General features: G+C 47.7%; 20 protein-coding genes. 11 read left to right on the plus strand and 9 right to left on the minus strand.

Features of this window, described 5'->3' with window-relative positions; all coding sequences use genetic code 11:
• Positions 1-93 precede the first annotated feature (93 nt).
• On the plus strand, positions 94-840 hold the full coding sequence (locus tag ACQG0S_RS04480; protein ID WP_048965730.1) for a hypothetical protein: 747 nt from the start codon (positions 94-96) through the stop codon (positions 838-840).
• A 540-nt stretch (positions 841-1,380) separates the two neighbouring features.
• On the opposite strand, the gene ACQG0S_RS04485 is transcribed toward ACQG0S_RS04480, so the two are convergent.
• Both ACQG0S_RS04485 and ACQG0S_RS04490 read right to left on the minus strand, forming a co-directional pair.
• On the minus strand, positions 1,381-1,869 hold the full coding sequence (locus ACQG0S_RS04485; protein ID WP_063137845.1) for a hypothetical protein: 489 nt from the start codon (positions 1,867-1,869) through the stop codon (positions 1,381-1,383).
• Complete coding sequence (locus tag ACQG0S_RS04490; RefSeq protein ID WP_022647175.1) at positions 1,862-2,719, minus strand: winged helix-turn-helix domain-containing protein; 858 nt, start codon at positions 2,717-2,719, stop codon at positions 1,862-1,864. The genes ACQG0S_RS04485 and ACQG0S_RS04490 overlap by 8 nt, the downstream gene beginning before the upstream one ends.
• A gap of 421 nt (positions 2,720-3,140) precedes the next feature.
• Here ACQG0S_RS04490 and ACQG0S_RS04495 point away from each other — a divergent pair, with 421 nt between their 5' ends.
• From ACQG0S_RS04495 to hha, 7 genes are all read left to right on the plus strand, one after another.
• Complete coding sequence (locus ACQG0S_RS04495; RefSeq protein ID WP_048965729.1) at positions 3,141-3,920, plus strand: EAL domain-containing protein; 780 nt, start codon at positions 3,141-3,143, stop codon at positions 3,918-3,920.
• A 384-nt stretch (positions 3,921-4,304) separates the two neighbouring features.
• Positions 4,305-4,520, plus strand: a complete 216-nt coding sequence (locus ACQG0S_RS04500) for a hypothetical protein (RefSeq protein WP_127353167.1) — start codon at positions 4,305-4,307, stop codon at positions 4,518-4,520.
• Between the two features lie 216 nt (positions 4,521-4,736).
• A complete protein-coding gene (locus ACQG0S_RS04505) occupies positions 4,737-5,282 on the plus strand; it encodes a fimbrial protein (RefSeq protein ID WP_038415435.1) in 546 nt (181 codons plus the stop codon).
• Between the two features lie 63 nt (positions 5,283-5,345).
• Positions 5,346-6,059 carry a fimbrial biogenesis chaperone gene (locus ACQG0S_RS04510; RefSeq protein ID WP_225303414.1) on the plus strand — a complete coding sequence of 238 codons (714 nt, stop codon included), beginning with the start codon at positions 5,346-5,348 and terminating at the stop codon, positions 6,057-6,059.
• 24 nt (positions 6,060-6,083) lie between these two features.
• Positions 6,084-8,669, plus strand: a complete 2,586-nt coding sequence (locus ACQG0S_RS04515) for a fimbria/pilus outer membrane usher protein (RefSeq protein WP_225303413.1) — start codon at positions 6,084-6,086, stop codon at positions 8,667-8,669.
• Between the two features lie 35 nt (positions 8,670-8,704).
• Positions 8,705-9,772 (plus strand): fimbrial protein, encoded by a 1,068-nt coding sequence (locus ACQG0S_RS04520; protein ID WP_162268819.1) that lies wholly within the window; start codon positions 8,705-8,707, stop codon positions 9,770-9,772.
• A gap of 49 nt (positions 9,773-9,821) precedes the next feature.
• The gene (gene hha, locus ACQG0S_RS04525; protein WP_038415439.1) at positions 9,822-10,025 is read left to right on the plus strand and encodes a hemolysin expression modulator Hha; all 204 of its coding nucleotides are present in this window, start codon (positions 9,822-9,824) and stop codon (positions 10,023-10,025) included.
• Between the two features lie 366 nt (positions 10,026-10,391).
• Here hha and ACQG0S_RS04530 read toward each other — a convergent pair whose 3' ends face one another.
• From ACQG0S_RS04530 to ACQG0S_RS04550, 5 genes are all read right to left on the minus strand, one after another.
• Positions 10,392-10,886, minus strand: a complete 495-nt coding sequence (locus tag ACQG0S_RS04530; protein ID WP_022647183.1) for a DUF523 domain-containing protein — start codon at positions 10,884-10,886, stop codon at positions 10,392-10,394.
• A gap of 169 nt (positions 10,887-11,055) precedes the next feature.
• On the minus strand, positions 11,056-11,802 hold the full coding sequence (locus ACQG0S_RS04535) for an SAM-dependent methyltransferase (protein WP_048966037.1): 747 nt from the start codon (positions 11,800-11,802) through the stop codon (positions 11,056-11,058).
• Positions 11,803-11,812: 10 nt separating this feature from the next.
• Positions 11,813-12,070, minus strand: coding sequence for a YjhX family toxin (locus ACQG0S_RS04540; RefSeq protein ID WP_048966038.1), 258 nt, complete (start codon positions 12,068-12,070; stop codon positions 11,813-11,815).
• A 259-nt stretch (positions 12,071-12,329) separates the two neighbouring features.
• Positions 12,330-14,267: a putative bifunctional diguanylate cyclase/phosphodiesterase gene (locus ACQG0S_RS04545; protein ID WP_022647186.1), complete on the minus strand. Its 1,938-nt coding sequence runs from the start codon at positions 14,265-14,267 to the stop codon at positions 12,330-12,332.
• A gap of 17 nt (positions 14,268-14,284) precedes the next feature.
• A complete protein-coding gene (locus tag ACQG0S_RS04550; protein WP_048966039.1) occupies positions 14,285-14,779 on the minus strand; it encodes a molybdopterin-dependent oxidoreductase in 495 nt (164 codons plus the stop codon).
• A 182-nt stretch (positions 14,780-14,961) separates the two neighbouring features.
• Here ACQG0S_RS04550 and ACQG0S_RS04555 point away from each other — a divergent pair, with 182 nt between their 5' ends.
• A complete protein-coding gene (locus tag ACQG0S_RS04555) occupies positions 14,962-15,471 on the plus strand; it encodes a hypothetical protein (protein ID WP_023299409.1) in 510 nt (169 codons plus the stop codon).
• Positions 15,472-15,493: 22 nt separating this feature from the next.
• Here ACQG0S_RS04555 and ACQG0S_RS04560 read toward each other — a convergent pair whose 3' ends face one another.
• The gene (locus ACQG0S_RS04560; protein ID WP_048966040.1) at positions 15,494-17,278 is read right to left on the minus strand and encodes a diguanylate cyclase; all 1,785 of its coding nucleotides are present in this window, start codon (positions 17,276-17,278) and stop codon (positions 15,494-15,496) included.
• A gap of 114 nt (positions 17,279-17,392) precedes the next feature.
• Positions 17,393-18,502: an AI-2E family transporter gene (locus ACQG0S_RS04565; RefSeq protein ID WP_022647190.1), complete on the minus strand. Its 1,110-nt coding sequence runs from the start codon at positions 18,500-18,502 to the stop codon at positions 17,393-17,395.
• A 158-nt stretch (positions 18,503-18,660) separates the two neighbouring features.
• Between ACQG0S_RS04565 and mmuP the strand changes: the two genes are divergently transcribed.
• Complete coding sequence (gene mmuP, locus ACQG0S_RS04570; protein ID WP_048966041.1) at positions 18,661-20,061, plus strand: S-methylmethionine permease; 1,401 nt, start codon at positions 18,661-18,663, stop codon at positions 20,059-20,061.
• Entirely contained in the window at positions 20,048-20,980 is a 933-nt protein-coding gene (gene mmuM / locus ACQG0S_RS04575) for a homocysteine S-methyltransferase (protein ID WP_048966042.1), read from the plus strand. The genes mmuP and mmuM overlap by 14 nt, the downstream gene beginning before the upstream one ends.
• Positions 20,981-21,125 lie beyond the last annotated feature (145 nt).

Raw genomic sequence — 21,125 nt, forward strand, 5'->3', positions numbered from 1 at the left:
TCTGATGAAAGCTGTAGATTTAATAAAAAAATGGAATTGTACGTACACTCTGCAATTTACGCTTGCGAATTATCAATTGCTGCTGGATCTGCTATGTCCTTCTCAAAGGAAAAATGGAATGTTGGGCCTAGTTTGCATAGTGCTGCAAATCGTCCACAATTAAACAATAAAATACTTCCTTTGACACTGAAAACATCTGATATATTCCAACTTGCATTGCATGTAATGAATGATCTTAAAGTTCCGCAGAAAGAAAAAAATGGTGGTCGTCGAATGTTTAATATCAACGACTTAACTCCTCCAGATGAGATAATGTCTGCACAAACTATACTTTATCTTTTTTGCTTGTTAGAAGAATACGAGTTTCTTACTTATGAGAATGCACTTACATCAAATCTAAGTAGGGTGTGTCATAGTGATCAGTACACACTGAAAAATCTAGAGGAATTAGGGGTTGAAGGAGTAAAGAAAAAAAGTATTGAAAGGCACATGGCTACATATCAATTTTCAGCATGCCGAAAAAGAATTAAGTATTGGGGTAAAATGGGGCTAAAAGAGTTACCAGAGAGCAAAATCGCTCTATACGAGCAAATTTCAAAAAGAAGAAATGAATTAACACATTTATCTACACCAACCCCTGCATCAAGATTTGAGGCAGTAAATTATTATTTAGTTTGCCGAAATTTAGTGCGTGATATAGCAATATCTTTCGCAGATGAGAGTATCAATGAACTTGATATTGAATGGGATATTTGGAGTGAACTTGAACATGATGTACAAAATGATAGTTTAGTTCATGACTTAGCAAAAGTTATAAACAATAATCAAAATCATAGTTAGATTGAAATTTAAAGTTTTGCTCTGCCCACTTTACAGCGCTTGAGCTTATGTTTTTATGAACTAAAGCTTGTTTAGCATGTCCTGCCAGCTGTTAATATCATTCAGAAGGTTTACGCAGAGCGTTACGGGGGTACTTTTGGGGGTATCTGATTGGGCAAGGGAAATAAAACACATTAAATTCAATTGGTTAATTGGTGTTTTTTATTCCTATTATCGCACCATTTCAACTTCTCCCGCTATCTCTTTTCGGATTCGTTTGGTTGCAATCTGAAATTCTATTTAAACGCCTAATCACTTTGGTTTGTCTCCCCGCCTGGTTTGCCATCCGTTCTGTTGTGAACAGGTCGAGAATAACGGTAAGATATGCACAGTGTATTCATCTCAGACATACGTTACGTCGTACCGCAAAGTTATGGAGCAGAACCAGTTGACCGTATTCTGGTTTGAACTCTGCCCTGAGATGTGCATATCACCAACGTTAAGATGGTCATCCGAAAATCACCTTATTTCATATTAAACCGATTAAAGGGTTATAAAATTTTATCTTTTTTTCACACAAATAAATAAAGGAAGAGGAACATCGCCAAAAACAAAGGTATTGAGATATCTTCGAACGGTGAGCCTGTTGTTTTCCAGATCAAACATATCGAAAAGCAGCCCAGAGGCCTCTGTCTCGGTCATGCTGTCCCCGGGGTGAGCTGTTGTCTTCATATCACTCAGGTAAAAATCGCTTTTGTTTCTGCTCAGGACCGTGAATGTTATATCCCGATTAACGAGATGCGTATTGATAGGGGAAGGCTGTCTTGCTGATACCGAAGTACCAAAGATACTGATAATACTTTCAGTACCCGGTCGTATCACCACACTGATGGTTCCATTAAAGAGATACTCTTGATCGCCCGGTGAGTTCATTTGTAAGGTTCCAGAACAGTTAATGTTGCCACTTTTAGTCATGTTACTGATAGCGACAAGCATGCCTGAAAAAAACACAAATAAAGTAATCGTTAATAATTTATATTTTCTATTCATGGCTATATACGCTCTTGCAACTGGATAACTTTTTCTTGTTGCCAGCCTGATAACTGCATCTGCTGATGAATAAACGTCCTGCTTCATCAAAAATCAGGCTGTCTTCCTGCTGAGAGATATAAAAGCTTCCTGGGAGGCAAGGTATTGATTCTCTGGCTATCTTTTCAGTTAAGGTGAGTCTCACGGGGAGCAGTTCATGCGCACTTCTGAAAAACATATATACAGGGCAGCTGTCAATCGTACCGACCTGGTATACCCTGGATACTTTCATCTCATTAGTTTTAAGCTGAATATGATAACAAATAAGTAAGAACATGATTAATGACAATGCATTAAGGCCATGAAACCATACTAATCTTTTACTGTTTTTTGTAATGGAAGTCGTACTGTCCTCTTCAGTGCCTGTATCTGTATTAGTCTCTGTAAGAGACATCCCCTGTTCGACCGTGTCAGCTAGAAAATCATCACTGAATGAACGGGTATCCGGAAGCAACAGGTCTTGTTTTTCTGCTCCGGGTTCGATCATTTTCACTTCTACATCTTTGTTCATCACAAAACCGGTACGTGGAATAGTGATGATGATATCGGCTGTTTCACCAAGTAACTGAAAATTTTTTCTAATCAACGATACATATTGTGTAAGTGTATTGTTGGACGCTTTATAACCGTACTCATCCCATACGCAATTGAGGATTTCTTCACGGGTTAAAGTTGACCCCTGATATCTGATAAACAAAGACAGCAACCTTGAGGCCGTTGCTGGAAGAAGGATCGAGTCATAACTCTTACAGTTAGTTAAAGAACACTGAGCGTCATCATAAACAATATTCTCATTGAAAATATAGAGCATAACCCGTCCTTATCCTTCAGGTCTTACCTGCGGCACTTTTACCTGTATGAAATAGTGAAACTGATTTTGGCGCTGAGTTTAGCATATTAAACATATCTGTCACGCGAATATGATAGTGTTTTGTTATTTACAATAAATATCATATCAAAATATAGAATTCTCCTTCCGACATGAATGTTTTATATACATTCTGATGGTTTTTAAAACTCTCTCAATGATGAGCCTTATTTCTATATAAAAGAATAAAAAAATTAATATTGCACATATACTCAGATGAATCATCTGATATTTATATATTTTGCAATATATTATATAAAAAATTAGAAGTCAGAGTTATGATTGTTTCATTGCAGACGGACACGCTGAAGCAAACGAAAGTAAGGATAAACACTGCGATACAGATAAAAGAAGGGTATGAAACATGCTGATAATGAATGATATACTTGAAAAGAAATGTTCTTACAATTGTGAAATGGATGTTACGCCTTTCCTTCAGCCTGTTATTAATACTTATGATAACTGTATCGTGGGAGCAGAAATCCTCTGTAGAGTAAAAACAAAAAAAGGATACATACTTAATCAGCTGCATATCGAAGAACTTGAGGTGCCTGAGCGTGCAGATTTTTATGCAAGAGAGCTTTTACTGAAAACGGCAGAACTGTTAAGGAAAAATGACGGCGCAGGCGAAATCCCATCGGGCTTTGTTTTTTCTCTGAATATCACCTGTGGTCAGATAAGCTCTCAAACTATCAGGAATGCGGTAGTGAGGTTTAAGAGTTATTTCAAAACAGACGTGGTGATCCTGCTTGAGATAGTGGAAAGAAATATTACTGATGCGACCAGTGATATTCTGAATGCAATCACATTCTATAATTCTATCGGAGTGAAGTTCGCTATTGATGATGCTGGGATAAACACTGCTGCAATGAAATTTTTTGGCGTAAGTAATGTTTCAATTCTAAAACTGGATCGCTCGGTTACGCAGATAAAAGAGAACTTTGAACTAATTTACCGGAAGTTAATTGATGGCATCGTAAAAGTATCCTCTCTGTGCGGGGTGCATATTGTTGCGGAAGGGGTGGAAAATCAATATCAGAAAGAGGCTCTGGGAAACGCTGGAATCATACATATGCAAGGGTATTTTTTTTCACGACCTTTATCCGTAGCTGCTTTTTGTGATTTTATGAAACACTACCGCTGACAGGACGGATACCATGACAGTAAAAAAACAGTTTTTCTCATATCCGATGATTATTTTTACCTTAATGGACTGGAGTTTTTATTAAAGAATGAAAATAATCTAAATGTTTTTTGTCATTATGTAGATCAAAACCAGCAGGAATGTTTTTCTGATGGTATTCCTTTTGAAAACTATAATGAAAAAAGCATCATTATACTGGCAGTGGATGACTTGAACCGCATCAGGAATTTCGCTGCGCGTTTTAGAACTAATATTGTCTTTTCTCTGAGAACCCTCGGCAAAAGAGAAATGGCGCTTTGTTATAAAGGTTTTCTGGTAATTAACAGATGCCTTTCATCATGGCGGATGTTAGATGTAATTAAGAAGTACGGGAGGGTAAGTTTTATGCCTGGCATATCTCTTACTCAAAAAGAGGAACAAGTGATTTTTAATTATTTTAACTTAACGGGTGCCCAGTTTAGTTCCTTTAAGTATAAAACTGGGGTTAAGAAAATTAGTCATTATAAACGTTCTGCTTATCAGAAAATGTTGGTTAATGGTGATGGGGAAGCTCATTTTGTAGTGAAAGCATTAAGTGAAATTAGAACAGGGATGCTATAACCGCTGTCCCATGGTTTACCTCTGTTTGTTTATTGCCAAAATTCATTTGTTTGAACAGATGAAGTGCTTAATACTGAAAATTAATAACTCAACGCTTTATGTTTTTTTGTAGTGCCTGGTGATTTTCACCATTCTAAGTAAGGGGTTTGATAAGGATGTTTCCACATCTCCTTATTACAACTCTATTGTGTATAAATATGTTCAAAGGAAATAAACATGAAAAATAGTGCTATTGCGTTAACGCTGTTTGCTGTTCTGGGTGCAACTGTAAGTTCTGCGAATGCTGCATCTACAGGAACCATTACTTTTAATGGTGAACTGACTGCCACTACCTGTGATGCCGTTGTTGATAATCAGGCTGCGGATGCAACGGTTGTTCTGCCAACGGTCGGTATCAACCAGCTGGTAAATCCGGGTGAGACTGCGGGGCGTACGGGCTTCAATATCGCTCTGACTAATTGCCAGGGTACTCTTCAAAGCGCCTCCGCGTTCTTTGAGGCAGGTCCGACAGTGGATTTAGCCAGCGGACATCTAAAGAACAGCGGAACGGCAACGAATGTCAGCCTGCAGCTGCGTGACGAATCCTCTGCGACTGGAGATGTCATTGTGGCGGGTAACGGAAATCAGGCTGCCAACACAACCTATCAGAATGTTTCCTCTGGAAGTGCAAACCTGCCTTATTCGGTTGAGTATTTTGCTGATGCTGCAACCACAGCCGGGACAGTTATCAGCCAGGTGGTTTACTCCATTCAGTATATGTAATTCAACGTACTTCATTAATCAGGGGGGCTTCCGCCCCCTTTCAAAGAGAGTGGAATTATGCCTGTGCAGCGGAAGCATAACTTTATTTTTATTCAGACACTGATATTACTGTTCATGCTTTTTCTGGTGCTGCTTAGCAACCCCGTGAAAGCCAGTATTGTTATTACCGGTACCCGGGTGATTTACGCTCAGGGCGAGCGCTCTGTCAGTGTGAAACTTAATAATAATGGTAAATCCCCCGTACTTATCCAGAGCTGGATTGATGATGGTGTTATGAGCAAATCACCAGATACAAGCACGGCCCCCTTTATTGTGACGCCCCCGATAAACCGTGTTGATCCTGGCAAAGGTCAGACACTACAGATCAGTTTTACCGGAAAACCCCTGCCTTCAGATAAAGAGTCTGTATTCTGGCTTAACGTGCTTGAAGTGCCAGCACGTAACAGTGCAAAGAAAGATGATAATTTCTTACAAATCGCTTTTCGTACCCGAATAAAACTTTTTTATCGGCCGCAGGCGCTTCAGGGGAAATCTATTGAAGCTCCGGATAAACTCGAATGGAAAACCATAGGCGGGAAATTACAGGCCATCAATAAAACGCCTTGGAATGTATCTATTTCTGGCGTAAAAGCGAATGGAAAAAAAACCGAAGGGAAAATGATAGCACCTTTTGATGCTGAGTCGTTTCCGTTGCAGGTAAGGCATGGACAAACGATTCACTTTGACGCCGTCAATGATTATGGCGCAGTCACTGAGAAATCTGCTGCTGTTCAATAACGTCTGTTTGACAGGGAATATAACGTGAAAAACCATAAAAAATATTTCCGCAAGAGCTTTCTTGCAGCAGCTGTTGCGGGTTTTTGCAGTATATCGCATTCAACTGAAGCAATGGAACACACAGGAGCGCAGCCTGAGAATCCTCTGTCAGAAGTGATACCTGACCCCGGGACCGGGGACGTTGAATTTATCAGTGATGTACTGATGTTACAAAACAATCAACCCGTCGATATCAGCCGCTTTTCAAAGCGCAGTTTTCTTTTACCCGGGAAATATTATGCCTCCATTCGGGTAAATGGGAGTGAAGTAGGGAATGAAAATATCGAGATTAAAACCCGGGCGGATAACTCTGGTTATGTCTGTATAACGCCGGAATTACTGAAAGCGATCCCTCTGGCCTGGGAAAGAATCAATGAGACCGACACAGTGCGGCTGCCAAATTCTGATGGCTGCACCGAGATCTTATCTGGCATCCCGAATGCCAGGGTCGAATTCGATGCGGGAGAGCAGGTACTGGATATTACGTTGCCGCAAAAATATGTCCATCGCTCTGCGCGTGGTTTCGTAAACCCGGAACTCTGGGATAGCGGTATACCAGCAGCATTTATCAGCTATGGCCTCAACGCCTGGACAAGTCAGTCCAGTCATTACGATTATAAATCGTTGTTTGCCTCGTTAAATACCGGATTCAATCTTGGTGCATGGTATTTCCGTCATAATGGCTCTTATTCCTGGTCAGATGACGGGAAAAAGGATTATCAGTCTCTGAACACGTATGCGCAGCGGGATATTCCGTTCATTAAAGGCCGCTTACTTGTCGGCCAGTCTAATACTACAGGCAGGGTTTTTGACTCACTGCCCTTTTCCGGTATGCAAATTGCCAGTGATGAGCGCATGTATCCGGCTTCGCTGCGGGGTTATGCGCCTGAAATCAGGGGGATGGCAAGAACGAATGCGAAAGTCACTGTACGCCAGAACAACGCCATTATTTACGAAACTACCGTATCCCCGGGTGAATTCGTCATTAACGATCTTTATCCGACGGGATTTGGTGGCGACCTGACAGTGACCGTCCGGGAGGCAGATGGCAATGAAAACTTTTTTCTGGTCCCATATACCGCGATGCCCCAGCTAATTAGACCGGGGTCGTACCGCTATTCTATTACGGCGGGTAAATTACGCCAGCTCAATCTTAGAGATAAACCAGAGTTTTATGAGGCAACCTGGCAGCACGGACTGTCAAATTACCTGACGGGCTATACTGGCTGGCAACAAAGCGATGGCTATTATGCCGCTCAGGCTGGTATGGCATTAGGAACCCAGGCCGGGGCGATTTCTCTGGATATCACCCAGTCGCATGCCTCTTTTGCGGGCAACCCGAATGGTCAGGAATATAGCCATAAAACGTCATCAGGACAGAGCTACAGACTCAGCTATTCAAAATTCATCCCCCGGACGGGCACCAATCTGACGCTGGCAACCTATCGTTTTTCAACGCAGGGCTATTACGATCTGGCAACAGCCATGATGACAAAAGATATGCTGGCGCGTGGTTACGATGAACAGCGTCTGAAACGTTCTAAAAGCCGCTATACCCTGACTGCCAGCCAGTCTCTTCCCGAAGGTCTGGGACAGTTCTACGCAAGTGCTTCATTGCAGAATTACTGGAACAGTGAGGATACCGATAAACAGTTCCAGGTAGGTTACAGTAATAGCTGGAACTCAGTCACTTACGGACTGAATGTCAACCGAACATATACCTGGTACGGCAAAAGCGATACCAGCTGGCTTCTGTCCCTCAGCTTCCCTCTGGGGACTGCCGGAGACACTCACGTTCCATCCGCGCGTCTGGAAACAGGGCGCAACAATGATGGTTCATGGTCAAAAGCGGCCTCCCTGTCCGGAACGGCCGGCAAAGACAACCAGTACAGCTATGGGTTAACGGCGCGTAATACCAGCGGCACAACCGGCAGCAGCCTGTATGTTAACGGGCAGTGGCGGACACCTTATACGTACCTTAATGCCAGCAGCAGCGTTGGTAATCATAACCAGAGCCAGTCATTTGGTGCGAATGGGTCAGTGATCCTGCATTCCGGTGGTGCAACGCTCAGCCTTTACACCTCAGATACCTGGGCGTTGATTGAAGCCAGAGGTGCCGAAGGCGCCCGGGTTTCCTCTTACCCTGGTATCAGTATTGATAATGCCGGGTATGCAGCAGTGCCTTATCTGAATGCGTATGAACTGAATGAAGTGGCTATCGATCCAAAGGGTGCGACGAACGATGTCGGTTTTGATAGCACATCACGTAAGGTGGCCCCCTACGCCGGTGCCATTGTAAAGGTTAAATATAATACGCAGACAGGTGTCCCTGTACTGATTTCTGCCCGATGGAAAGGAGAAACAGTCCCCTTTGGCGCTGATCTCAGTAATGAGAAGGGTAATTATATTGCGACCGTCGGCCAGGCCGGGCAGATATTTGTTCGCCTTGAGCCAGGCACTCATATTCTCAAACTGAAGGCCGGTAATCAGGGTGAATGTAAAATGAAAGTCATCGTTTCCGAAGAAGATTCAGCAATTAATATGAAGAAAGAGGTCCTGGAATGTTACTGAATGCGGTAGGGTTTCTGTCACGCAGTAGCATGAGAATGTTACTCGCTATTTCATTGTTCATCATGATGCATTTCCCGTCTGTGGCCTTAGCTGCGCCTGTTTGTGACGACACGAATATTGGCCACAGGGAGATAGTATTGCGTGGAGATAGTATTTCACCCGGTGTAGACCATTCTTCGTTTGTCCCAGTATATACAGGTGGTTTCCTTTCGATTAATCTAGCTAACTATTATAATTGTCACGTAACTAGTGGAGACTCTTCAAGTTATGATATGTTTGTTTTTCTTGAACCATTAAATTCATATGGTAACTCTTACTCTTTTAATTCGGGGGCGATGAGGTATTACAGTGTCGTTGCGATGAATGCTCCGGCATTTGGGGTCGGATTATCTACTGCACTTGCTTCACCGCCAGGCATGGCGGTTAATACAGTAGATAAGGTATGGTTTGACTCAAGCTACCAAATGCATGGCAGTTATAAAGGTGCATATATTATATCATTGGTTAACGGTTCCCTCTTACAGCCAGGAGTTTTATCGGGGAGTGACCTACCCACTTTTGGCATATACGGTATGATATTTAAGAGTGATGGTACCCCCTATGACGGAAAGAAAATAACGATGGGGTCTGTATCTTTTAGCGGCTCAGTGAATGTTATTCCGTTTACATGCCAGACACCTGATGTGGTCGTGCCGATGGGAAAATATAAAACGACAGATTTCACCGGTGTGGGAAGTACCAGTCAATGGGTGGATTTCAACATTGAATTAGATAATTGCCCGGGGAATTATCCAGGATATTTTCAGGCAAAAAACCAAATGAGTGTATTGATTAATCCCGTTTATGGCAACCCTACACCTGATTCATTCAGTCTCAAATCAGGTACTGGCAGTGCAACGGGGATAGATATGCAGGTCAGAAAGCAAAATGATACAAGCATGATAAAAATGGGAACAGCTTTTGATCCTCTGGGCCCCGTAACCGGAAATACGGGAGTGACGCAATTACGCATCCCTCTGCAGGCCAGATATATACAGTCAGGCGGGCAGGTGACTCCTGGTTTGGCGGAGTCAGCGCTAACGTTCACAATAAATTATTATTAGTATGATAAATAATAATTTTTCTCTCATCCATTGAAATTAAAGAGTCGATATGACCAGACAGGAATGGCTTTTACAACTCAGGCGGTGTACATCAAAAGATACGTTAGAAAAACTCATAGATAAAAACACCTATTCTCTTTCCAGTGATGAGCTGGAGACATTTAACTCTGCGGTCGATCATCGACTGGCCGAACTGACAATGGGGAAACTTTACGACAAGGTACCTCCGGAAGTGTGGAAATTTGTGAAATAAAATGCGGGCGTGGCAGGTAGCACAGCGCCTGCGTGACGTTAAGTTATGTCAAACCTGACGGCTGGAAGAGGAGTATCCTTCTCGTCGTCAGGTGGGCTGAATGCTCCATGCACGTTAAATTTTATGACGTTATTGGCCATCCGCAGATAATCACTAGAAAGGTAACAGGATGGCTGAGATGATCATATTTTTAGCAATTTTCATGTGTCTATCCCTGATCTCATCGACATTTCCGCGCTAACGTTTCACCAAATCGATTGCTGCTTAAAATTAATGAGATTCAGAAAGGTTTTGTGAAGCGTGTTTTTCTCAAAAAATGACATAAACGGATTAAGTGAGTTTTGTCCGTAGCTATTTAAAAAGAACTCACTTTTCTTTTTCATCAATCCAGGCAATCAGATCGGCGAGCCTCTTCTCAGAAAATACGGCTATACCATGTTTGGAGAGTAGCGATGCAGCGACACCCATTCCTGACTTACGCTGGCCGCTGAATGAACCGTCATAGATAAATTGACTACCGCATGTTGGGCTGTCGTCGGTTAATAGCGCCGCGGTACAATCTGACTCCTGAGCGGTACGAAGCGCTAATCTGGCGGCGAGCTGATATTGTTCAGTGACATCCTGCCCATTAATTTCAATTATTCTGACCTGCGCCAGCAATGTATCTTTAATTTCAGCAGAAATAATTTCAGCCGGAGGACGGGGCACTGATAAACCGGCGGCCAGTTCTGGACAGAAGATCACAAGGCGTCCTTCTTTCTGCCAGCGCTGCAACTGATCTGACATCTGTGCTTTCTCGCTTCCGTCATAACGTACTTTGAGTCCCGTCAGGCATGCACTTACCAGTATTTTATTGATCATCGTTATCTAATATGACGTAACCCGTATAGCTGTATGTTAACACATTACTTGTATATATCTGTCTCTTAGCGGGGGAATGCTGCGCTGTATCTTTAGACTGATTGAGAAAAAGCATGATCGTAAACGCCGAATGGCGGCATACCCCCAAGGCTATACCGCCAGCGCCATATTATCGCGCCATTAACGCAAACACCCCCCAGCCAAAGTACTCCCGCGAGTACGTCACATGACGTTCAGGCGCTGTCGTCAGCTCCGCCCGAACCTCCTGCGCGAAGTCATCTTCTGGGTTTTCCTCCAGCCAGCGACGCATGGTCATCCATTTTGCGGCTTCGTACCTGTCCCAGCCTTCCTGGTCTGCCAGCACCATTTCAACCAGGTCATAGCCCTGTTGATCGAAAGACGCAACCAGACCGGGCAGAGTGAGAAAGTCTGCAATCGACGAGACGCCGCACGCCTGGGCTGTCTCCTCCGTCGCGGGTACCTGACGCCAGTACGGTTCGCCAATGAGCATTATTCCCCCGGGCTTGAGGCTTTTTGCCAGCAGATCCATCGTCCCGGCTACGCCACCCGCAATCCAGGTTGCGCCAACGCAGGCCGCCACGTCACATTTTTCATTCGCGACATAGCCAGCCGCGTCGTTATGAATGAAATGGACGCGTTCGCTGACGTCGAGTTCCTCTGCGCGCCGCGTGGCCTGCGCGGTGAAGAGCGGGCTCATGTCGATGCCGGTACCGGTGATACCGTAATCACGTGCCCAGGTGCAAAGCATCTCTCCCGAGCCGCTGCCAAGATCGAGAATGCGTGTGCCTCGCTTCATGCGTAACACGCGGCCCAGCGTCGCGTACTTCTCTGGTGTAAAGGGGTTATGAATGCGGTGTTCGCTTTCGCTAACAGTAAAAATACGTGGGATATCCATCATCCTCTCCTTAACGATTATCAGGCTGCGCGCGAACGTTATTCAGCCCGGTAGTGTTAATGCGGTAGGGCTGACCGTTAACGGATTTGATCAGCTTTTTGGTTTTGAGCTTTTTGAAAACGGCGAGCGTGCAGTCAGCCAGCAGTAGCCCTTCGCGGCTATAGCATTCAACGGCGGTGACGCGGCCAGACGCATCGCGGACGTGCACAATACGGCCACCTTTGGCGAGAACGTGTAAGGTACGTTGTTCCTGACGGGATAAATTCATACTGGAAAACCTGTTTAATCATCATGTGCAAAACGTGCAAACACACAGCGGTGTCCGCATTCGATTTCGGCGCATTGATAATCAGTCCGGCCTGGAAAGGTCGGTAAGCTGATTATCGGATGATTACATTCTCCAGCATCAAAGCCTCGGGTTGAGTTGAAAGGTATTTACGGGGTGAATGATAACACCTGATTTTTATAAGTGAATACCCAGGGGTGAAAAACGTGATCACGGTTGGCATCGGGTTGAGGAGAGGGAATCATTCCAGGCCGCTCTTAATTTTGCTGTCGACCTGAGGCTGTGGTTTGCTGAAAAGATATCCCTGCACAAGCTCGCAACCCAGAGCCTGAAGCCGCTCAAGCTGCTCTTCGGTCTCAACGCCCTCGGCTATAACGCCCATATTAAGGCTCTTAGCCATACCGGTAATAAGCTTCACAATATTAAGCGCATCTTCTTGTGTAGATATCGGATTGACAAAAGATTTATCGATCTTGATTTTATCAAAATTCAGTTCGCTGAGTCTGGAGAGCGACGAATAACCCGTGCCAAAATCATCAATGGAAATTCTTACGCCCAGTGCGCGGAGTTTTTTCAGAATCGCAATGGGGTTATTTCTGTCACTAAAGAGGGATGACTCCGTGACCTCTAACTCAAGACGGTTAGCCGGGAGCCCGGTCTCAGCCAGAACGGTCTGCACCGTATTAATAAATGATTTACTGCCTAATTGAACAGGCGAGACGTTTACGGAGATCCTGGCCGGAACAGCCCAGGAGACCGCTTCCCTACAGGCCAGTTTAAGTACGGTTTTACCTATCTCGTTGATCATGCCTGTTTTTTCTGCGGCGAAAATAAAGCTATCCGGGGAAAGCATTCCCTTGACGGGGTGCATCCAGCGAATAAGCGCTTCATAGCCGTAAATTTCCTTGCTGACGGAATTCACAATAGGCTGGTAATAAACAATAAACTCATTGTTTTCTATCGCCCTTGCCATATCATTTTCAAGCGTTCTGCTCTCCTGTAACTTCTGAAGCATTCGCTGGCGGAAAACTTTAATCTGCTGTGAGCCTGCCTTTTTGGCTTCATAGAGCGCCAGATCGGCGAACTTATAAAGATAATCAGCACGTCGTTCATTATCTGATAAAACAATACCCACGCAGGTGGCAATTTTTATAAGCTGGTTATTAATCGTATAGGGTTTACTGATATTCTCGCTGATTTCTCTAGCGCGCAAAACGGCTTCGCTTTCGTTTAACCCGCTGGCTAAAAAAGCAAACTCGTCTCCGCCTAAACGGTAAAATCTGTCTGAAATATTGCTCATGGCGGTCAACCGCCTGGATACCTGACGTAACAGTAAATCGCCAGCATCATGACCATAGGTATCGTTGACCTCTTTGAATCGGTCTAAATCAAATAACATTACCGTAACGGGAACATGATTTTCTTCGGCCTCAAGATTGAGTTTGCTGAGCTCATCCCAGAAGTACAGACGGTTTTTCATGCCAGTGAGGGAATCATGGTAAACGTCATACTCTAGTTTTGAATTCTGAATCTGTAGGGTCTCCTTGGATAACTGGAGTTCTTCTGCAAGACTTTCAACCTGCCTGTGCGCTTTAAGGATGTTTTTATTTTGATAGATCGTTAAAAAACCCAGGATAATACTCAGAATGATCAGCAGTAAAGAGAGGGCTGAGTAAATATAATACAGGATCTGTATTTTATGGTTGCTACTGTTAATTGTGCTAATGTCTTTCGTTAACGCGCTTGATGAAAGCTGACTGAGTGGAGCATCCAGCAAATGCATGGTATGAAGGTATGTTTTTACATCCGAATGGCTCATTTTTTCGAGGTTAGCATCCAGATACGTAAGGATTTTATCAAGGCTTAACGCGAGGTCATGATGTGCCTGAACGTTTTTAATGTAATGTCCTAAATCCCCCTCCTTAAACAGATCATTCTGGCTTAGCATAATTTCCAGCCGCATCCGGACCTGGTCTATCGTAACGTCATCGGAATCGGTTGCGTACAGACCAAGCCATGATTCAAAGCGGTAATATTCGGATACCAGTTGGGCGACAGACCATGACTCCGTGTAATGAGTCAGTTTTTGGAGCTCCTGCTGTCGATCGTAAACAAGAAAAGCAATATATCCAGTCGTGATAAAAAGAGAAAAAATGATACCAACCAGTATCCTGTTCATTATGTTCTCCTGAACTGCTATTCAATCTTCATTTTGCTGACCTGCCATGCCGATCGCGAATAATATATCTGATTATTTAATTCAGGAAGACTGTCGTAGGGATATACAATGAATGCCGGACCTTTATCTCGGATGCGCATATATTCACCATTAACCTTCAAAGCGAGTATGGCATTATATTTTTTAAAGTCGCTGAGCGGGATGGCTGTCGCGTAATCATTGAGCGCTATAACATTGACCACGTTACCCTTTGCGCCAATATAATCCATGAGTTTGCTCATTGGAACACCCTCAAACTTTGTGCGGCCATTATACCAGGGGGATGATGTCTGGAAGCTCACCATACCGAGTTTTTCAAGGCTGGCGATATCAAACACGGCTTTTCCACTTTCATTCGTGTTCTCGATATTACCGTAAATCGTTAAAATGGGTTTACCAGCAGGTTTTGGCAACTCACCAGCCAGGGTGACGCTTTGCACTAAAAAGCAGCACAGTATTAGGATTAATCGCATTTCAGCCTCCACGTTTTAACATAAGTATAAGAATTATAATTTAGTTATCCTACTAGTTTATATATTTTATCTCTCCCCACGTTTATCCATCATAATCAGGATGTAAAAACGCCGTCAGTCGGCAGCCACCCGAGCGATGCTTAACCTTCTTACCGCAGACGCATGACAAGGAACCGTCCATCATGAAAAAAGATAGCTATGCCTTTTTAATTCCACTCATCGTTGGCGGGTTAGCGTTGATATTTGGCTTTGTTGTCTGGTCAATCGAGATTTATCGCGTGACATTTCTTACGGCCCTGGGGGAACAGTATCTTGCGGCTGTCACATTGCTGCTGCCGCTGGTGGCGATAGTGATGTTCGCCGCGAAGAGGGCGTTTAAAGACAAAACCCTTGTTGACGTTGTCAAACTTTACCTCGGCCTCATCATCTTCAGCCTGCCGGTTGCCATTTTCGTCATCTTTACCGCGGCCTGGCTACTGAACGGAGAATACTCTGCCTGGAGCCAACCTTACCGGTATGAATCCGGCAGCAGAAATAGCTGTTCGGGGGCGGAAGTCTATGAGCCGGAACTCAAGAGAGAGATCCGCATCTGTTATCCTCAGGGATATTATTTAATCGATGGCACCCTGTACGTGGAAAAGCGGAGTAATTCGCTGGGTATGGTGGTGCTTTGGGCGATCGCGCGATCCTGAACCTCAGGCTCGAATAACCCCTTTAGCCCGCCTCCAGCATCCCAAAGCTGACAATCCGCGAGCGGCCCAGCTCTTTCGCCCGGTACAACGCGACGTCCGCCGCGCGCAGCAGATTATCGCTCTGGGCGTGCTGCGGATAGCTGGCGATCCCGATCGACACATCCACCGGGCCAATCTCCGAAAGCCCGTAGCGCAGCGAAAGCGCATGCACGCCGTTGTAGATCTCCGTTGCAGCGGCGTGCGCTGCTTCCTCGTCTGCACCGGTAAGAAGCACCAAAAACTCTTCACCCCCATAGCGGAAGGCCAGCCCGCTATCGTGTACCGCCCGTTGAATAATGGCTGCCACGCTTTTGATCACCAGATCGCCAGCCTCATGACCAAAGCGGTCATTAATGCTCTTGAAGTGATCGATATCGATCATCAGGCAGCTTACCGGCTCCTCGTTACGCACGGCCTGCTTCATTTGAGTACGTAACGTATCTTCCAGATGGTGGCGGTTACGCAGCCCCGTCAAGGGATCGAACAGGGCTTTTTCCAGCAGCGCATCGCGCAGCCGCTGGTTGGCCAGCGCCAGTCCCAGCGCCTCGGCCATCAGTTCCAGATAGGCGCGGGACGGCGCGGTTTCAGGCGTGATGTTCTGGAATGAGAGCAATCCAATCGCCTCGCCCTGAGCAATCAGGGGAACGCACAGCGATTGCTGCGCCTGTGATTCGGGCAGATGATAACAGCCGATATCCGGCTCGCCGTTCACTGGCGGATGGCTTTGACCACGCCGGACGGCCCAGCATTCGTCAGGATGGAACGGCTTTTTATCCCCTTCTGGCGATAGCCATTCGGCCGTACAGCGCATCTGCCACGGCTCGCGTTCCAGAATATACAGACGCCCTGAAACCCCCGGCGCAATATTGGGTGCAAACAGCTCCGCCACATTCATCACGTCGGCAAAGTTTTCACAGCCCTGCAACCGCTGGGTCATTCGCGCCAGCAGTTCGCGGATGGCCCAGTCAGCATCGCGCTCTTTTTCCAGCCGCTGCCTTGCCAGCCCGTTCTCACGGAAGATGCGGATGGCCTGCGCCATATCACCGATTTCATCAACCTGGGTAAAGTTCGGCGTTTCGACGGCGTAATCCTGCGATGCAAGACGATGAACCACGTCACTCAGACGCACCACCGGACGGAGTACGCGGCGCTTGAGGATGAAAACCATCACAAACAGGAAGAGCAGGGCGGTCAGGCCGACCATCACCTCAGAGGCCGTTCGAAGCGTTTTGGACGTTTTGGTTGCGGCCTGCACGTCGGCAATAATGCGCTTGTCCAGCAGCATGCGAAAGCGTTCGATAGTGTTGTGTGCCCGTTCGAGTTCCAGCTCATAGCTCTTACCAAACAGCAGCGAAACGGCCTGCTGTTCCTCGCCACGGGCGATGCCGTCAATGGCTGCCTGCTGTTCATCCTGGAGATCGTCTACAATTTTCAGTCCGTCGTACAGCAGCGCCAGCTCTTCGCCCGATGCCCCCGTATTTTTGAGCTGTCGCAGCGTGTGTTCGATATTCTTCAGCTCGGCTTCTTTCGCCTGATATTTCTCAAGCACCTCGGGCTCTTTTTGGATGACGTAAAGCCGCGCCAGATCGGAGAGCATCCAGGTGTCTGTCTCGATCTCCTCCGTCAGCTGATCGAAGACCTGGCGTTGTTTAACGGCTTCACGTTCGATGTTATCGGCGTGGGAAGCCATCAGCATGACGATGCCGGAGGCAATGGTCAGGCACACCGTGACACCATAAGCCCAGTTCGTGATCGTGGCGATTCGCACCTGTTGGATCCTTCTACGACAAATGTGGAAGAGCGTTCATTTCAGATTATAGAAAACCTCTGATTTATCGCGAAAAAAAAGGCGGCACAGGGCCGCCTCACAGAACGCGTTTCTTTATAGATCCGGAGAATTTCTCCCCTCTTCGATAAAGTCTGCGTCCAGCTCCTCGGCGTTGCCTGCGTGGTCGCGGCCGGAGAAGAGGTTCCAGCAGGCGATAAACAGAGCGGCAATCAGCGGCCCAATCACAAAGCCGTTAATGCCATACAGCTCCATACCGCCGAGCGTGGTGATCAGTATCAGGTAGTCCGGCATTTTGGTGTCTTTGCCCACCAGCAGCGGACGCAACAGGTTGTCCACCAGCCCGACGATAATGACGAAGAAGCCCACAATGAACAGACCCTGCCACAGCTGGTGAGTGGCAAACAGGAAGATGGCGGCGGGAACCCAGACGATGGCCGACCCAACGGCAGGCACCAGGGAGAGAAATGCCATCAGTGCGCCCCACAATACGCTGCCGTCAATACCGACAATAGCAAAGGCGATACCACCGAGCGTGCCCTGAACCACCGCCACGACCGCCGTGCCTTTTACCGTGGCGCGCGACACGCCGACAAACTTAGCGAACAGGTGCTGTTTGACGAAGTCAGACAGCGGCAGCGAGTCGAGGATCTGGCGCACCAGATACGGCCCGTCTTTCAGCAAGAAAAACAGCAGATACAGCATAATGCCAAAGCTGATGGCAAAGCCGAACGTCCCTTTCCCAATCAGGAACGCGCTGCCCGCCAGATACTGCCCGCCCTGTAACGCGACATCGGAGAGTTTTTTCTGGATCTGCGCGGCGTTGGTCAGGTTGTGATCCGCCAGGAAGCCGCTGGCCCAGTCCGGCAGGCGGTTGAAGATACCGGCGATCACTTCCGGGAACTGCGTGTTGTTCTGTTGCAGCCTGGTGTAAACCATGTTCAGTTCCACCGCGAGCGAGGAAAGGATCACCATCAACGGAATAAACACGATCAGGCAGATAATGCCGAGTGTGAGGAGTGAAGCCAGCCCGTTGCGATCGCCCAGCGCGGTACGCAGTTTGTTTTTTACCGGGTTGAAAATGATGGTCAGGATCGCGGCCCACAGAATCGCCGAGAAATAGGGAGACAGCACGTCAAAGAAGGCCCAGGTTACAAGGGCCAGGATGAGAATAAAGAAACCTTTGGTCAGTCCGTTAAATCGCATAGTGAGTCCTGGTGAAGAAGAAACTGTGTCGACTATAGAACTGATTTAAGGATTTACCAATAATTGCGCTGAAGTCGCGCCGGGTGGCTTTTTGTTAACAATCGCGGTATAACACTCCTTCTTTGGATGTTTAGATGTCCATACGTTTAGAAGGTAACATGCAAACACAACAAGAAAACGGGCAACTTAAGCGCACCATGAAAACCCGCCACCTGATTATGCTCTCGCTGGGTGGCGTTATCGGCACAGGGTTATTCTTCAATACCGGATATATCATCTCGACAACCGGCGCGGCGGGCACGCTGCTGGCATATCTTATCGGTGCGCTGGTGGTCTGGCTGGTCATGCAATGTCTGGGCGAACTTTCCGTGGCGATGCCGGAAACCGGCGCGTTTCACGTCTATGCCGCCCGCTATCTCGGTCCGGCGACGGGGTATACCGTGGCGTGGCTCTACTGGCTTACGTGGACAGTGGCGCTGGGATCGAGCTTTACCGCGGCCGGGTTCTGCATGCAGTACTGGTTCCCACAGGTTCCCGTCTGGACGTGGTGCGTTGTCTTTTGCGCTGTGATTTTTGGTCTTAACGTGATTTCCACGCGCTTTTTCGCGGAAGGGGAATTCTGGTTCTCGCTGGTCAAGGTTATCACCATCGTCGCCTTTATTATTCTCGGCGGCGCGGCCATCTTTGGCTTTATCCCGATGGCGGACGGCTCTGCCGCGCCGGGACTAAGCAACATTACCGCCGAAGGCTGGTTCCCGCACGGTGGCCTGCCGATCCTGATGACCATGGTGGCGGTCAACTTTGCCTTCTCAGGAACGGAGCTTATCGGCATCGCGGCAGGGGAAACGGAAAACCCACACAAGGTTATTCCGGTTGCTATTCGCACCACCATCGCCCGGCTCATCATCTTCTTTATTGGCACCGTGTTTGTGCTGGCGGCGTTGATCCCGATGCAGCAGGCTGGCGTGGAGAAAAGTCCGTTCGTGCTGGTGTTTGAAAAGGTCGGCATTCCGTATGCGGCGGATATCTTTAACTTCGTGATCCTGACGGCGATCCTCTCGGCGGCGAACTCGGGTCTGTACGCCTCTGGCCGTATGCTGTGGTCTCTGTCTAACGAGAAAACGCTGCCGCGCTGCTTTGCCCGCGTCAACAAAAACGGCGTGCCGCTGACGGCGCTTTCTGTTTCCATGCTGGGCGGCGTGCTGGCGCTGTTCTCCAGCGTGGTCGCGCCGGATACGGTGTTTGTGGCCCTGTCAGCCATTTCCGGTTTTGCGGTGGTGGCGGTGTGGATTAGCATTTGCGCGTCGCACTTCGTGTTTCGTCGCCGTCACGTGCAGTCCGGCCAGCTGCTATCCGCGTTGCAGTATCGCGCGCCATGGTATCCGCTGGTGCCCGTGCTTGGCTTTATCCTCTGCCTGGTGGCCTGCGTCGGCCTGTGGTTTGACCCCAGCCAGCGTATTGCCCTTTATTGCGGGCTTCCGTTTGTCGCCCTGTGTTATGGTGCGTACTACCTGACCCGAAATCTGACCACGCAGGAGCCTGAACATGTCGCAGAATAATCCGCTTACCGCCCTCCTTGAAAAACAGCCGTTTGTCGTGCTGGATGGGGCGATGGCAACGGAGCTGGAAGCGCGCGGTTGTAACCTTGCCGACAGTCTCTGGTCGGCCAAAGTGCTGATGGAAAATCCGGAGCTGATCCGCGACGTACACCTCGACTACTACCGCGCGGGGGCACAGGTGGCGATCACCGCCAGCTATCAGGCGACACCCGCAGGCTTTGCCGCTCGCGGGCTGGACGAGTCGCAATCCCGGACGCTGATCGGCAAAAGCGTAGAGCTGGCACGCAAAGCGCGCGAAGCGTACCTGGCAGAGAATGCGCAGGCGGGCACGCTGCTGGTGGCGGGATCTGTGGGCCCTTACGGCGCGTATCTGGCCGATGGTTCCGAGTATCGCGGCGATTATGTGCGTAGCGCTGAAGAATTTACCGCCTTCCACCGCCCGCGTGTAGAGGCGCTGTTGGATGCGGGCGCGGACCTCCTGGCCTGTGAAACGCTGCCTTCGTTCACTGAGATTAAGGCGCTGGCGGCGTTGCTGACGGCGTTTCCGCGCGCCCGGGCATGGTTCTCATTTACCCTGCGTGACAGTGAGCACCTGAGCGACGGAACGCCGCTGCGGGATGTTGTTTCTGCGCTGGAAAGCTACCCGCAGGTTGTCGCGCTGGGGATTAACTGTATCGCGCTGGAAAACACCACGGCGGCGCTGACGCATCTGCACAGCCTGACGTCGCTGCCCCTGGTGGTCTATCCGAACTCCGGCGAGCATTACGATGCGGTGAGTAAAACCTGGCATCACCACGGTGAAACGTGCGAGACGCTGGCGGGGTATTTACCGCAGTGGCTGGAAGCAGGCGCGAAGCTGATTGGCGGCTGCTGTCGGACCACGCCGCAGGATATTGCTGCGCTGACGGTTCAGCGCTGAGGCCTTTGCCGGGTGGTGGCTGCGCCTTACCCGGCCTACAAATTGCACGAACCGTAGGCCGGGTAAGCGCAGCGCCACCCGGCGAAACAACCGTACAAAATTCACTATCCTTTCCCGCTTTTTTTCTAAAAACGAATCGTCATTA

This window comes from Enterobacter cloacae complex sp. 418I7 (genome assembly GCF_050030705.1).
Taxonomy (GTDB): domain Bacteria; phylum Pseudomonadota; class Gammaproteobacteria; order Enterobacterales; family Enterobacteriaceae; genus Enterobacter; species Enterobacter intestinihominis.